The 12,811-nt window shown below is 69.7% G+C and carries 12 protein-coding genes; 5 read left to right on the top strand and 7 right to left on the bottom strand.

Annotated features, from left to right (window positions below; translation table 11 throughout):
* Nucleotides 1–57 precede the first annotated feature (57 nt).
* Nucleotides 58–1,005: a glycosyltransferase family 2 protein gene (locus P9K36_RS26400; RefSeq protein WP_043379183.1), complete on the top strand. Its 948-nt coding sequence runs from the start codon at nucleotides 58–60 to the stop codon at nucleotides 1,003–1,005.
* Between the two features lie 55 nt (nucleotides 1,006–1,060).
* On the opposite strand, the gene P9K36_RS26395 is transcribed toward P9K36_RS26400, so the two are convergent.
* From P9K36_RS26395 to P9K36_RS26375, 5 genes are all read right to left on the bottom strand, one after another.
* Nucleotides 1,061–2,020 (bottom strand): polysaccharide pyruvyl transferase family protein, encoded by a 960-nt coding sequence (locus P9K36_RS26395; protein WP_210165931.1) that lies wholly within the window; start codon nucleotides 2,018–2,020, stop codon nucleotides 1,061–1,063.
* 95 nt (nucleotides 2,021–2,115) lie between these two features.
* Complete coding sequence (locus P9K36_RS26390) at nucleotides 2,116–3,021, bottom strand: glycosyltransferase family 8 protein (RefSeq protein WP_100794033.1); 906 nt, start codon at nucleotides 3,019–3,021, stop codon at nucleotides 2,116–2,118.
* Nucleotides 3,022–3,090: 69 nt separating this feature from the next.
* Entirely contained in the window at nucleotides 3,091–4,140 is a 1,050-nt protein-coding gene (locus P9K36_RS26385; protein ID WP_053609331.1) for a glycosyltransferase family A protein, read from the bottom strand.
* A 23-nt stretch (nucleotides 4,141–4,163) separates the two neighbouring features.
* A complete protein-coding gene (locus P9K36_RS26380) occupies nucleotides 4,164–5,384 on the bottom strand; it encodes an ABC transporter ATP-binding protein (protein ID WP_043355139.1) in 1,221 nt (406 codons plus the stop codon).
* Nucleotides 5,384–6,280: an ABC transporter permease gene (locus P9K36_RS26375; RefSeq protein WP_043759815.1), complete on the bottom strand. Its 897-nt coding sequence runs from the start codon at nucleotides 6,278–6,280 to the stop codon at nucleotides 5,384–5,386. Before P9K36_RS26375 ends, P9K36_RS26380 begins: the two co-directional genes overlap by 1 nt.
* Nucleotides 6,281–6,581: 301 nt before the next feature.
* On the opposite strand from P9K36_RS26375, the gene P9K36_RS26370 reads away from it, so the two are divergent.
* The 4 genes from P9K36_RS26370 to P9K36_RS26355 all read left to right on the top strand — a co-directional run bounded on the left by P9K36_RS26370 (nucleotide 6,582) and on the right by P9K36_RS26355 (nucleotide 12,169).
* Complete coding sequence (locus tag P9K36_RS26370) at nucleotides 6,582–7,661, top strand: glycosyltransferase family 2 protein (RefSeq protein WP_043759813.1); 1,080 nt, start codon at nucleotides 6,582–6,584, stop codon at nucleotides 7,659–7,661.
* Nucleotides 7,662–7,904: 243 nt separating this feature from the next.
* Nucleotides 7,905–9,416 carry a 2,3-bisphosphoglycerate-independent phosphoglycerate mutase gene (gene gpmI, locus P9K36_RS26365; protein WP_043761570.1) on the top strand — a complete coding sequence of 504 codons (1,512 nt, stop codon included), beginning with the start codon at nucleotides 7,905–7,907 and terminating at the stop codon, nucleotides 9,414–9,416.
* A gap of 133 nt (nucleotides 9,417–9,549) precedes the next feature.
* Entirely contained in the window at nucleotides 9,550–10,965 is a 1,416-nt protein-coding gene (locus P9K36_RS26360) for an oligosaccharide flippase family protein (protein WP_043379193.1), read from the top strand.
* Nucleotides 10,966–10,975: 10 nt separating this feature from the next.
* Complete coding sequence (locus P9K36_RS26355; RefSeq protein WP_043759811.1) at nucleotides 10,976–12,169, top strand: GNAT family N-acetyltransferase; 1,194 nt, start codon at nucleotides 10,976–10,978, stop codon at nucleotides 12,167–12,169.
* On the opposite strand, the gene P9K36_RS26350 is transcribed toward P9K36_RS26355, so the two are convergent.
* Nucleotides 12,105–12,461 carry a hypothetical protein gene (locus P9K36_RS26350; protein WP_043759809.1) on the bottom strand — a complete coding sequence of 119 codons (357 nt, stop codon included), beginning with the start codon at nucleotides 12,459–12,461 and terminating at the stop codon, nucleotides 12,105–12,107. The two genes, P9K36_RS26355 and P9K36_RS26350, sit on opposite strands and share 65 nt — an antisense overlap.
* 18 nt (nucleotides 12,462–12,479) lie before the next feature.
* On the bottom strand, nucleotides 12,480–12,707 hold the full coding sequence (locus P9K36_RS26345) for a hypothetical protein (RefSeq protein WP_020091174.1): 228 nt from the start codon (nucleotides 12,705–12,707) through the stop codon (nucleotides 12,480–12,482).
* Between the last annotated feature and the right edge of the window lie 104 nt (nucleotides 12,708–12,811).

Here is a 12,811-nt window from a genome sequence, read left to right as displayed (position 1 = left end):
CGAGGCCGTACTGCCCTGTCATGTCGCAGCAGATCCATCGGCCTGGGAGGCGCCCCGATGCAAGACGGTCCGAGGCTGGTTTCGGTCATCGTGCCGACATTCCGGCGGCCCCATCTTCTGCGCGGTGCGCTCGCAAGCATCCGGCGCCTCGAAGATCGCGATCTCGCGTTTGAAATCCTCGTCGCGGACAATGGGGGCGCGTGCGAGAACCGGGCGATCGCCGAGGCGTTCGGGGCCACCTACGTGGCGGTGGAGCGCCGCGGGCCGAGCGCGGCACGGAATGCGGGCCTGCGTTTGGCGACCGGCGACTTCATCGCTTTCCTCGACGATGACGACGCGTGGCTTCCGGGGAATGTGCGTGCGCAGATTGCGGTCCTCGATGCGGATCCCGCCTTGGACGGCGTTCTCGGGCAGGCCGTCGGAACGGACCCGGACCTGAAGAATCCCTCCGCCCCTTGGCCGGAACGGCATCCGGGCGTCGGCGACGCGCTTCTTCGGACCATGCTGAGCGGCTACTTTCCTCAACTGGGCACGCTCGTGGTCCGCAGACGCGTCCGCGATTTGGTGGGTCTGTTCGACGAGACGCTCATCGGTGGAGAAGACCTGGATTGGCAGCTCCGTATCGCCCGCCGGCGGACCCTGGGCTATGTCGAGACACCCTGCATGCTCTTCCGCGGCCGCGCCCACGGCACCTACGACGCGATTCAGTACGACCGTCTTGCCTACGACCGGCTGGTCTTCTTCAGGCATAGTGTGCCGGAATGGCGTATCTGGCCCTCGCCCCTCGCGTTCCTCAGGGCGTATCAAGGCACGCTGCAGCATTTTTACTGGTATTTCGTCACGATCATGATCGCCGCGGCCTCGCGCGGCCAGAAGCGCCGGGCCTTCAGGGCCATCGTCGGAGCGCTGAGGGTCTTCCCGGTCCGCGCGACCTATCATCTGGTCGCGCGCCGGGATTGCCGAAGGGCGCTGGTTCAGATGGCCTCGATGCATCGGCCGATCTGATCGGACGCCAGCCGGGCCGTCACGGGGATCGGCGGGATCGCCCCCGCGGCCGCCCTCACGCCGTCAAGCGCATCGACCGCATCGACGCGGAACGGGCCGAAGCCGATGCCCGCCCGGTCGCGCGCAGGCCCGAACCGCCGCGGGACCGAACGAACCGATCTATGGCAGAGGCGACTCCGTCGACGGCCGCATCCAGCCGGGTGTCGCGGCTCATCTGCGGCTCCGCATGCGACAGCTGCTGCAGACGCTTCGCGGCGATCCAGGTCAGCATCTGATTGACGGGCTTGAGAGTCGGCATCGTGCTCGAACGCGCCGCGCGCCAGACTTCGGCGTTGGGCCAAACGGCGTGATACATCTCGCGGATGTTGCTCGGCAGCAAGGCATGCGGGCGCAGGTCGATCTCGAGGGACTCGGACCAGTCCCGCCACTTCATGCGATGCGAGTGATGGAGCGGCTTGGCGGCGATCCAGGGCGTGCGGAGGGCATCGGCGACGATGGCGCCGTGCATCGCCTCGGTGATGAGGAGCCTGGCGCCCCTGATCTGGGACAGGATCCGCCCGACATCGTCCCGGGGATCGATCAGCGTGACGCCCGCCATCCGGCAGGCCACCTGCCAGAAGCCACGCTCCAGGCTTTCGTAATGCGGCATGAAGGCGACCGTGATGCCCGACGCGGCCTCCGGCAGCGGCAGCAGGCGCAGCAGGACGGCTGGATCGCAGATCGCCCGCTCCGCCGGGAGGCCGAGGCGCCGCGCGGTCCCGGGGCCACGGACGAACAGGACGTCCCAGGATCCGTCATGCACGTCCGGCATCGCCGAATAGCCGCCGTAGCCGGACCCGATAACGTATTTTCTTGCCGATCTCGGGTAGATGTCTTGGATGATCGAGCCGATCCCGAGGAACAGCGCCTCCTCGCGATCATCCAGAAAGCCGTCCGGAAGCATCGCGCTCCAGACCAGCGGGTTGAGTTCATCCCCGAAATTCGGCGGATCGCCGGCAAAGTAGGTCAGCTTCATGTCGGGCGCCGTGGCGTGTCGGGGTTCGACCGGGGCCGCGTCGGCGCGTTCGGCGCCGGCACGCTTCCGAGAAACTCAGGAGAAGGCCGGCTTCGCTATTGGAGGCCGAGGTTCCATCTGCAGAAGCATCTGAAATTCCACAGCAGCCAGCGCAGACGCCATTTGAGCCGGGTCTTGAAGCCGATGCCCGCATTCCGCAGGAGGCTCAGGCCGAACTCGGCACCGCGCAGCTCCTTCAGGTAAAGCCACGCCAGAGGATGCCATTCGTCGCGGCGCCAGGGTTTGGTCGCGTCGGTGAAGTGGATGATCTTCGGCCGCGGGGCGCTCCGGGTCAGAGCGGTCCACGTTGCGAACTTCTCGTAGAGAAAATTGCGCTGGAAGTTCCAGTCCGGTGGAATGCTGGTCCAGCGGTTCCAGAAGCTGATGTTCAACGCATCCTGATCGTCGTAATCGTAGACGTTGCTTGCAAGGAGCGCGATCGTGTGATCGAAGCTCTGGTCCGCTCTGAGTTTCTGGACATCCAGCAGGAGCACGCCCGCGTTGAAGTATCGGCCCTGGGCCGGCAGGCCGTACCGCGCGGCGAAGTCGCGCGGGTTGAGGCCGGCATCGACCACGGCTCCGAGCGCATGGGCGCCGAGGTCGAAGTCCCAGAGTTCGGCGATGTCGCTTTGAAGGATGAGATCGGAATCGAGATAGATCGCACGACTGACGTCAGGCGGCATAAATCGCGGGATCATCAACCGGAAATACGTCGCCCGACTCATGCTCGGGCGATGGGCGTCGAACCCGAGCAGGACCGGATCGCAGATCTGAATCCACTCGATCGTGGCGCGCCGGGTCGAAACCTGGGCTCGGCTGGCCGCGTCGATGCCGTCATGGAAGACGAAAAACCGCAGCGGGTTGCGTTCGTTTCGTGTCTCGATCGAGCGCATGACCACACGAAGTTGTGGGATGTACGACTGATCGATGCCGAATGCGACGTTTATGACGGGCCTCTGCACGTCGTCCTCCGCTCGATTGCACCTGTGCTGACATGCGGCGCCGAGAAGGCACCGTCCGCGACAGGATGTTCAGGCGGGCCACCAGCCGGTGACCTCGCCATGGTTCGTCCAGTCGAGACGACACTCCCGGATCGACCTTCCGTTCGATCGGTGCAGCTGCCTGCGGAAGGTATGGAGCGCCGGACGACCGATCACCCGCTTCAGGGCGAGCTTCCACCAGTCGCGCCGCAGGAGCAGGTGCGGATCGAACTCCGCTGCAGCTGCGAGGATCTCCTTCCAGTCGTCGTCGTGATGCAGGGTGAAGGAGTTGCTCGCCGTGATCAGGAGTTCGCGTCCGATCCGCCGCTGCATCGCGGCCACCCATCCCTGAAGCTCGGGGATCCTGTCTCCCTGCTCCTGCAGGATGACGCGGCAGGTTTCCATCTGCTCACGGCGATCGCTGATCGCCTGTGCATAGTAATGAGAACTCATGTTCTGATTATGCCAGCGGTAATAGGCCTGCTTTGCATTCAGGATGACCACGGGCCCATGGCACGCGAAGCGCATCCACATCTCCATGTCGGAGGTGTGCCGCATCTTCGGATTGTAGCCGCCGAGACGGTGCTGGACGGATGTGCGGACGATCACGACCGGGGATGCGAACTGGTTTCCGAAGTCGCAGAAGCGCTTGATGAACGTGCGCCCCGGGACGAGCCGGCATTCCGGGTCCGACGCGTCGGCGACGGCCACCGGCTCCACGTCGCCGGCCTGGGACACCGCCATCCCGCAGACGAGCCCCGCTTCGGGATGCCGGTTCAGCGCCTGCGCCGCGCGGGCGAGCGCCCCGGGCGTCAGCATGTCGTCGGCCGAAAGCAGCAGCGTGTAGTCGGCCGTGGCCCAGTCGATGATTCCTTCGTTGAAGGTCTTGATGTGTCCCTGGTTGACCGTGTGGCGCCGATAGGTGACGCGGGCATCCTCCCGGGCCAGGGCCCGTCCCACCTCTTCGGATGAGTCGTTCGACATGTCGTCGATGATGAGAATCCGGACGTCCACATCGCGCTGCGTCAGGATACTGTCGACGCATGCGCGGAGGTAGCGGCCGTAATTGTAGCAGGGGACGACGACATCGACCGTGCTCATGGTTCTTTGCCTTCCCGATAAGTCTACCTGCCGAAGGTCCAGTGACCTTCTTCGTGGAAGATGCCGAAGATGTACGGATCGAGATCCGGGTGCTGAACGTGGAACCGGGCGCCGATCTTGGCGTCGGCGATCGTGTCGAAGCCCTTGCGGCGCACGGAGATCGACACCCGGTAATCGTCCGCGGTGAGCCGGAGCGGCGGTGTCAGCAGCTCGATCGTCCCCGTACCGGCGATCACCGGCACCGGTGCCGCGTCGAGCAGCGTGCTGAACGTGCAGCAATGGGTCTCGTCGGCGCGGGTGAAGGAGCAGGAGACGTTCGCGTCGTGGATCGGCAGATCGGCCGCATACCGCATGCGGATCCGCATCCGCTCGCCGTGGGAGAAGACCGTCTTGCCCTCTCCGGCCGCGTCGAAGATCTCGACGCCGGTGATCCGGAAGTCCTGGCTCGACTGTTCGGGTCTGTACCACGAGGGATGGGACAGGTAGCTGTCCTGCTCGTAGATTTTGAGGCCCGCATCCACGGGCCCGTCATAGGCCACCGTCCCGTTCTTGATGTAGATCACGCGCTTGCACATCGTCTTCACGCTGAACATGTTGTGCGACACGATCAGGATGGTGGCGCCGCTCGCTTGCAGGCGATGGGCGAAGTCCATGCATTTTCTCTGGAAGGCGTAGTCTCCGACGGCCAGGACTTCATCCAAGAGCAGGATGTCGGGCTCGAGATGGGCCGCGACCGAGAAGGCCAGCCGGACATACATGCCGCTCGAGTAGCGTTTGACCGGCGTGTCGATGAAGTCTCCGATCTCCGAGAACGCGACGATCGCGTCGAACTTGTCGGCGATCTCCTGCCGGCCCATGCCCAGGATCGAGCCGTACAGGAAGATGTTCTCCCGGCCGGTCAGCTCTCTGTGGAAGCCGGTGCCGACCTCGAGCAGGGCACCGACCCGACCCTCGAGGCGGATGCGGCCGGTGGTGGGGGCGGCGATCCGTGAGAGCAGCTTGAGGAGCGTGCTCTTGCCGGCGCCGTTCAGGCCGATGATGCCGACATTCTCACCGTGCTTGATGCCGAAGCTGACGTCCCTGAGCGCCCAGAAGGATTCCCGTGCCGGGCGCGCCTCGGAGCGGCGGGACAAGAGGCCCCGGACGCCCTCGCTGAGGGCGTCGCGCAGGGAGTTCTGGTGCGCGGCCCGCGGCGCGCGCCAGTACTGCTTGCCGATATCTTGTACGCTGATTGCCATCGACATCAGATTACATCCGCGAAGGAGCGCTCCATGCGCTGGAAGAAGATCAGTCCGCTGACGAGCAGGACGAACGCTGCCGTGACCGAGACCGTGATCGCGAAGGCGTCGGGCGGCGTCCCGCCGAGGACGGCGAACCGGAACGCCTCGATCAGGCCGACCATGGGATTGAGTGCGTAGAGCCAGCGCACCGAGGCGGGCACGATGCTCGACGCGTAGACGATCGGCGAGGCGTACATCCAGATCTGGATCAGGAACGGCAGCGTGTGCTTGACGTCCCGGAAGCGGACATTGATCGGGCCGAGCCAGAGACTCACCCCGAGGGCGAGCATCGCCGTGACGATCAGGGTCGGGACGGCCAGCACGAGGTGCCAGTCCGGCACCACGCCGTACCAGACCATCAGGGCCAGCATGACGGCCAGCGCGATGGCGAAGTCGACCATCGGCGAGATCACCGTGGCGAGCGGGATGACCAGCCGCGGGAAGTAGATCTTGCGGATGAGTTCGGCCTCCGCCACGAGGCCGTTGGCGCTGCGCCGGACTGCTTCGGCGAAGTAGGTCCACAGGACGACCGCGCTGCCCGCGAACAGCGCGTAGGGCGCGCCGTCGGTGGGGATCTTGGCGAAGTGGCCGAAGATCACGGTGAAGATCAGGACGGTGAAGAGCGGCTGTGCGATCGCCCAGCAGGCGCCGAGCGCGGTCTGACGATAGAGGACCTTCAGGTCCCGCAGGATCAGGACGCGCAAGAGACCGCGATACCGCCAGAGCCCCACGGCGTCGAAGGCGATGATCCGGTCGTCGGGCGCAATCTCGGTGACCCGCAGCGTCGACGGATCGCCTCGCTGTTCGGTCAGCCCGCATTCCGACGGGCCGAGGGCAAGCGCATCCAGAGATTTCATCATTCGAGGGGGTCCCGCATGACGCTTCGAGCCCGTGATCGAGCTCGCGGGATCCGGTTCGAATCGACTGTCGAGCCGTCCGGTTGTCCCGCCGGAACGGGCTATCATTGCGGTGGGGCGGTCAGAATTACACCTTTCGTCGTATCGGTGCGGCCAACCGAAGTGGTGGTTGTGATCAATGACCGTAATCGCGGCCAATCACGGCAGATGAGCCCTCGGATGCGGGACCGTCGGCGTCCGCTTCCCTCCGGAACGGCCGGCCCGGATCCGCCGACCACCGGGGCCCGGTGTCGGGAGAGCCCCCATGAGATCACCAACGAGAACCCCCGCGCGCGCCGCCGGTGCTCCGCTCGTGACGATCGCCATGCCGGCCCTCGACGAGGCCGGCCACATCGCCGAGGCCATCGCGTCCGTTCTGCCCGACCGGGATGCGGTCGCCTGCGAATTGCTGGTGTTGGACGGCGGCAGCCGCGATGGCACCTGCGCGATCGTCTCCGCCCTGAGCGCCGGGGATCCGCGGATCCGGCTCGTCCACAACGAGCGCCGGATCCAGGCGGCGGCCCTCAACCTCGCGGCACGGCTGGCGCATCCCGCCTCCGCCTACCTGGTCCGCGCCGATTGCCACGCCGTCTATCCGGAGGGGTTCGTGCAGAACCTCGTCCGCACGATGCAGCTGCGGGAAGCCGTCTCGGTGGTCGTGCCGCTCCGGACCGTCGGGGTGACGCCGCTGCAGCGGGCCATCGCGGCGGCGCAGAACAGCCGCCTCGGCAACGGCGGCTCGGCCCACCGTCAGGGCGGCATCTCGGGCTACGTCGCCCACGGCCACCACGCGGCCTTCGACCGGCGGGCGTTCCTGCGGGTGGGCGGCTACGACGAGACCTTCACCCACAACGAGGATGCCGAGCTCGACCGGCGGCTCTGCGCGGCGGGCGGGCGGATCTACCTCGCCGCCGACCTCGCGATCACGTATTTTCCCCGCGCGCGCTTCGGCAGCCTCGCGCGGCAATACCGTCAGTACGGTCGCGGCTGCGCGCGGACCCTCGAGAAGCACGCCAGCCTGCCGCGCGCCCGCCAGATGCTGCCGGCCCTGGTTCTGCTCTACGCCGTCGCGGCCCTGCCCCTGGCGGCCCTGATGCCCGCCCTGCTGATCCCGCTGCTGCTCTACGCCGGAGCCTGCGGCCTGTGCGGCCTCGCCCTGGCCCTCAAGGCGCGGGACCCCGTCCTGCTCCTGAGCGGACCGGCGGCGGTGGCCATGCATCTGTCCTGGGCGGCGGGGTTCCTGTCCCATCCGGGCTACTGGCGGACCGTCCTCCGGGCCGCCCTGCGCCGCAAGCGGCCCGGGCTCGGCGTCCCGCCGGGATCCGACGCGGCGCGCGTCAACTGACCGGTTGACGCCGGGCCGGCGCCGCGCCTGGCGATGGGCTGGGCGCGGCCCTGCCATGTCAGAAGCCCGACGCTCTCTCGCATCCGTCGCCCATTCGCCCATTGGGGCGGTGGCCTCACGGGGCCAAGGCGATTATCGACACGCGCAACGATCCGGCCGCGCAGGGCCCGGAGACCGGCCGCGCCCCGCGTGCGGCAGCGCAGGAGAGTTGTGACCGTGCCCGACAGTACGCCGCGTCCCGTGATGCTCGTGATCCTCGACGGCTGGGGTCTGCGGGACGCGGTGGCCGACAACGCCGTCCACCAAGCCAAGACCCCGGTCTTCGACGCGCTGATGCAGGCGCATCCCCGGGCGCAGCTGAAAACCTTCGGCGCCGATGTCGGCCTCCCCGCGGGGCAGATGGGCAATTCCGAGGTTGGGCATCTCAATATCGGGGCGGGCCGCGTGGTCCTGCAGGACCTGCCGCGGATCGACTCCGCCGTCGCCGACGGTTCGCTCGCCCGGAATCCGGCGCTGATCCGGTTCATCGAGACCCTCCGCGCATCGGGGGGCACCTGCCACCTCGTCGGCCTGCTCTCGCCCGGCGGCGTCCACGCCCATCAGGACCACGCCGTGGCGCTGGCGCGGTTGCTGGTCGCGGCGGGGATCCCGGTCCGTCTCCATGGCTTCACCGACGGGCGCGACATGCCGCCCCGCTCCGCGGCCACCTGCATCGCCGATGTGGCGGCCACCCTGCCCAAGGGCGCGCGCATCGCCACCCTCTGCGGCCGCTATTTCGGGATGGACCGCGACCGGCGCTGGGAGCGGGTCCAGACGGCCTACGACGCCCTCACGGAGGCGCGCGGGACCCGGTTCGAGCGGGCCGGGCAGGCGGTCGCCGCGTCCTACGCGCAGGACGTGTCGGACGAGTTCATGCGGCCCGCGATCATCGGCGACTATGCCGGCATGCAGGACGGCGACGGCCTGCTGTGCTTCAACTTCCGCGCCGACCGGACCCGGCAGATCCTGGAGGCGCTCCTCGACCCGGCCTTCGCGGGATTCGAACGCACGCGGACGGTCCGGTTCGCCGCCGCCCTGGGGATCGTCCAGTACAGCGTCGAGATCGACGCCTTCGCCGAGACCCTGTTCGGCCCCCTCGACCTGCCCAACGGCCTCGGCGAGACCGTGGCCCGGGCCGGCCGCACGCAGTTGCGCATGGCCGAGACCGAGAAGTACCCGCACGTCACCTACTTCATGAACGGCGGCCGCGAGGACCCGTTCGCGGGGCAGGACGCGGTCCTCGTGCCCTCGCCCAAGGTCGCAACCTACGACCTGCAGCCGGAGATGTCGGCGCCGGAACTCACCGATCGCGCCGTGGAGGCGATCGGCTCCGGGCGCTACGACCTCATCATCCTGAACTTCGCCAATCCCGACATGGTCGGCCATACCGGCAGTCTCGCGGCCGCCGTGAAGGCGGTAGAGACCGTCGACACCTGCCTCGGCCGCGTGGTCGAGGCGGTGACGGCGCAGGGCGGGGCGCTGCTGGTGACCGCCGACCACGGCAATTGCGAGATGATGCGCGATCCCGAGACCGGGGAGCCCCACACCGCCCACACCCTCAACCCGGTGCCGGCCCTGCTCATCGGCGTCGACGGCGTGTCCCTGGCCGACGGCCGCCTGGCGGATGTGGCGCCCACCCTCCTCGACCTGATGGGGCTCGACCAGCCGGCCGAGATGACCGGCGCGTCGCTGATCCGGAAGCGGGGCGCGGGCTGAGGGCCGGGGCCGGCGGCACGCCGCCTGCACGGCCCGGGCTGTCATGCCCGCCGTCCCTGCGTTACGTCCCGCCACGAAGCCGGTCTGTCCCAGCGTGGTGCGAGGTCGTGGTGCGTGTGACCGGTTCTAGGACATGATCGCCCGACACAGCCTGATCTATGTCGGCTCCCGGGGCTTCGCGGCAGCCCTGAACATGGCCTCCGTGGCGGTGTTCACGCGGCTCGCGCCGGTGGAGAGCTACGGCACCTACCTCTACGTCCTGTCCTGGTCGCTGGTGCTCTACGGGGCGACCTGCCAGTGGCCGAAATTCGCGTTCTTCGCCCTCTACGACGAGGCGCGCGAGCCCGCGCAGGTCGGCACCGTGGTGCGGATCCTGGGCGGCACGCTGCTGCTCGCGGGGCTCGGGAGCGCGCTGGCCGCCGGCCTCGGGCTGATGTCGGCGCGGATGGCGGCCGCGATCCTGGCGCTCGCCTTCGGGAGCACCCTGTTCGAGGGCTCCACCGAGATCGCCCGGACGCGCCTCCGGGCCGGGGCGGTGGCAGCCTCGGTGATGAGCCGGGCCGTCCTGATCCTCGCCCTCGGCAGCCTCGCGCTGCATCTCTCGCAGGATCCGCTGCATCTCGCCTTCGCGGTGGCGGCCGCCAACGTCCTGGCCTCGCTCCCCGCCGCCGCCACGATCGCGCCGATGATGCCCGGCCGCGGCAGCCGGGCCGAGGCCCTGCGGCTCTTCGCCTATGGCTGGCCGCTGGTCCTGTCCTTCGGGACGGCGGCGCTCGCCCAGAGCCTCGACCGGCTGATCATCGCCAAGACGGTGGGGCCAGCGGGGCTCGGCGCCTACGGGGCGCTGGCCGACTTCCTGAAGCAGAGCTTCATCGTGTTCGGCGAGGCGATCGCCCTGTCGCTGATCTCCATCGCCAAGCGCGAGGCGCGGGCGGGCGGGATGGCGGCGGCCTCCGGGGTGCTGCGCGACGCCGCCCGGGCCATGACGCTGATCGCCGCCTTCGGGGCGGTGTTCTTCCTGTGCTTCGACGATCTGGTCGTGGCGGTGCTGCTCGGGCCCGCCTACCGGGCGGAGGCGCGGGAGCTCGCGCCGGTCCTGATCCTGGCCTCCATCCTGATGATGTTCCGCGCCTATTATTTCGGGCAGGTGATCTACTTCACCCGCTCCAGCGGCCTGGAGGCCGCCGCCGCCTTCGCGACCCTCGCCGCGGTCGCCGCCCTGTCGCTCCTGCTGATCCCGCGGTTCGGTGCCGCCGGGGCGGCCCTCGCCTTCGCGGGCGGCCAGAGCGCGGCCTGCCTCGTGCTGGTGCTGGGCGCCCGCCGGGCCGGAACGACGATGCCGCTGCCCCTCGCCGACATGGCGGGGATCGCCGGGATCGCGCTCGCCTGCGGCGCGGTGAATGCCGGCATCGCCCTGGTCCCGGGCGGGCTGATGCCGCCGGGGCAGGCCCTGCGCCTGGTCCTGCTCGCCGTCGCCGCCGGCATGACGGCATGGCGCTACGACGTGCTCGGCTTCGCCGGCGCGATCCGCCACCGGCTCGCGGCCTGACGGTCCCGCCATGGCAGACATCGCCGCGCTACCGGGGGGGTTCGTGGCGGCGGTCCGGCCCCTCGATCCCCGAGCCCCCTGGATCCCGGCCTGGCGGGCGCTGGGCGCGGCGTCCCTCATCCGAAACCCGTTCTACGAGGCCGGCTACGCCCTGGCTGCCCGCGACGCCTTCGGGGCGGGCGTCCGGCTCCTCCTCGTCGCCGACCGGCCGCCGGAGGCGCCGGGGGCCCGGCTCGTCGCCGTCTGGCCGTTCCGGCTGTCGCGGCGGCGCTGGGGCCTGCCGCTGCCGCTGCTCATGGGCTGGACCCACGGCTACGCCCCGTTCGGCGCGCCGCTCCTCGACGGTGCCGATCCACAGGCCGGACTCGCGGGGCTGCTCGCCGCGCCGGGCGTGCTCGGCCTGCCGCCGCGGCTCCTCCTGCCGAACGCCCCCGCCGACGGCCCCCTGCCGGACCTCCTCACCGCGCAGGGCGGACGCCGGGCCGCCTACTGGCCGCATGACCGCGGCCTGCTGGATCTGAGCGGGTTCGGGCCGGAGGCGCGGAGCGGCTATCTCGGGCACCTCTCCGGTCAGCGCCGCCGCAAGCTGCGCCGCGCCCGCGCGCGCCTGGAGGCGGCGGGGCCCGTGACCTTCGAGATCCTCGCCGCGCCCGAAGCCCTCGGCCCGGCCCTGGACGCCCACGTCGCCCTCGAGACCGCCGGCTGGAAGGGGCAGGCCGGGACGAGCCTGGCGCAGCGGCCGGCGGAGATCGCCTTCCTGCGCGCCGCCCTGGCCGATCTCGGCGCGGCGGATGGCGTGCGCATCGCCCGCCTGCGCCGGGGGGAGCAACTTCTGGCCTCCCTGATCCTGCCGGTCACCGGCCGGGAGGCCTGGGTGCTGAAGATTGCCAACGACGAGACCCGACCGGAGACCGCGCCGGGCGTCCAGCTCGTCCACCGGCTGACCGAGGCCCTGGCCGCGGGCGACTGGCCGATCGACCGGATCGATTCCTGCGCGCCGCCGGGCTTCGCCCTCGGCACCACCTTCTGGACGGAGCGCCGGCCGATCGCCCATCTCCTGGTCGAGGCGGGGCGCGATCCCCTGTTCCCGGTCGCCCGGACCCTGGAGCGCGCCCGGGAGCGCGTCGCCCGGGCGCGTGTCACCATCCGAAGCGGGCGATCTGCTCCAGCCGTGCCCGCGTCGCCGCCGCGTCGCCGCCCATGACGGCGATCCGCCCGGACAGGTCGTAGCAGGCCGCGCAGAACGGCAGCTGCAGCAGCGTGTACCCATCGTCGCGCGCCCGGGCGACGGAGGCGATCAGGCAGGGCAGGACCGGCCCGTCCGCGGGCCCGGCGAGGCAATCGGCCCGGGGGCTGCCGAAGGCCGGGCGGTTCGGCCAGGTCAGCAGGAGCGTGGTGCCGCCCCGGCGGTCGGGGGCTGGCGGCAGGGTGTAGCTGCGCAGGAACAGCGCGCAGGCGGCGAGGAGCAGGAGCGGCAGGATCAGGGCTGTGCGCATCGACGGACTCCTCGCGCCTCAATCCCCCGCGTCGAAGCGCGTGCGATAGAACACCTCGCGGCCGGCACCGTCGATCACCCGGACGGCCTCGGCCGGCTCCCCCGACCGCTGCGGCACCCGGGCGCGGGCGAACAGGCGCAGAGCCCGCTCCTGCGCGCTCTCCAGGCTGCCGACCCGCACGGAGATCCGCGTCTGGATCTCGTCCGGTTCCGGTCCGAGGACTTCGATGTGGAAGGTCTCGCGCAAGGGCATCCGCCTGATCGAGGGGCATCCGGTTGCCGGATCGCGTAGTCCGGTCGCGGGCGGCCATAGCACGATCCGGCTTCCGGCGCCGGGGTCGCCGACCGCCC

The organism is Methylobacterium sp. 391_Methyba4 (genome assembly GCF_029691625.1).
GTDB lineage: Bacteria > Pseudomonadota > Alphaproteobacteria > Rhizobiales > Beijerinckiaceae > Methylobacterium > Methylobacterium fujisawaense.
The sequence above is the reverse complement of the archived record's forward strand: the minus strand, read 5'-3'. Positions and strand labels throughout refer to the sequence as shown.

Coding starts and splice junctions, on each gene's coding strand:
- P9K36_RS26380 (WP_043355139.1), bottom strand. CDS start 5,384: ATGTCGATGGCAATCAGCGTACAAGATATCGGCAAGCAGTACTGGCGC.
- P9K36_RS26400 (WP_043379183.1), top strand. CDS start 58: ATGCAAGACGGTCCGAGGCTGGTTTCGGTCATCGTGCCGACATTCCGG.
- P9K36_RS26385 (WP_053609331.1), bottom strand. CDS start 4,140: ATGAGCACGGTCGATGTCGTCGTCCCCTGCTACAATTACGGCCGCTAC.
- P9K36_RS26360 (WP_043379193.1), top strand. CDS start 9,550: ATGATCGCCCGACACAGCCTGATCTATGTCGGCTCCCGGGGCTTCGCG.
- P9K36_RS26375 (WP_043759815.1), bottom strand. CDS start 6,280: ATGATGAAATCTCTGGATGCGCTTGCCCTCGGCCCGTCGGAATGCGGG.
- P9K36_RS26355 (WP_043759811.1), top strand. CDS start 10,976: ATGGCAGACATCGCCGCGCTACCGGGGGGGTTCGTGGCGGCGGTCCGG.
- P9K36_RS26350 (WP_043759809.1), bottom strand. CDS start 12,461: ATGCGCACAGCCCTGATCCTGCCGCTCCTGCTCCTCGCCGCCTGCGCG.
- gpmI (WP_043761570.1), top strand. CDS start 7,905: ATGCTCGTGATCCTCGACGGCTGGGGTCTGCGGGACGCGGTGGCCGAC.
- P9K36_RS26395 (WP_210165931.1), bottom strand. CDS start 2,020: ATGAAGCTGACCTACTTTGCCGGCGATCCGCCGAATTTCGGGGATGAA.
- P9K36_RS26370 (WP_043759813.1), top strand. CDS start 6,582: ATGAGATCACCAACGAGAACCCCCGCGCGCGCCGCCGGTGCTCCGCTC.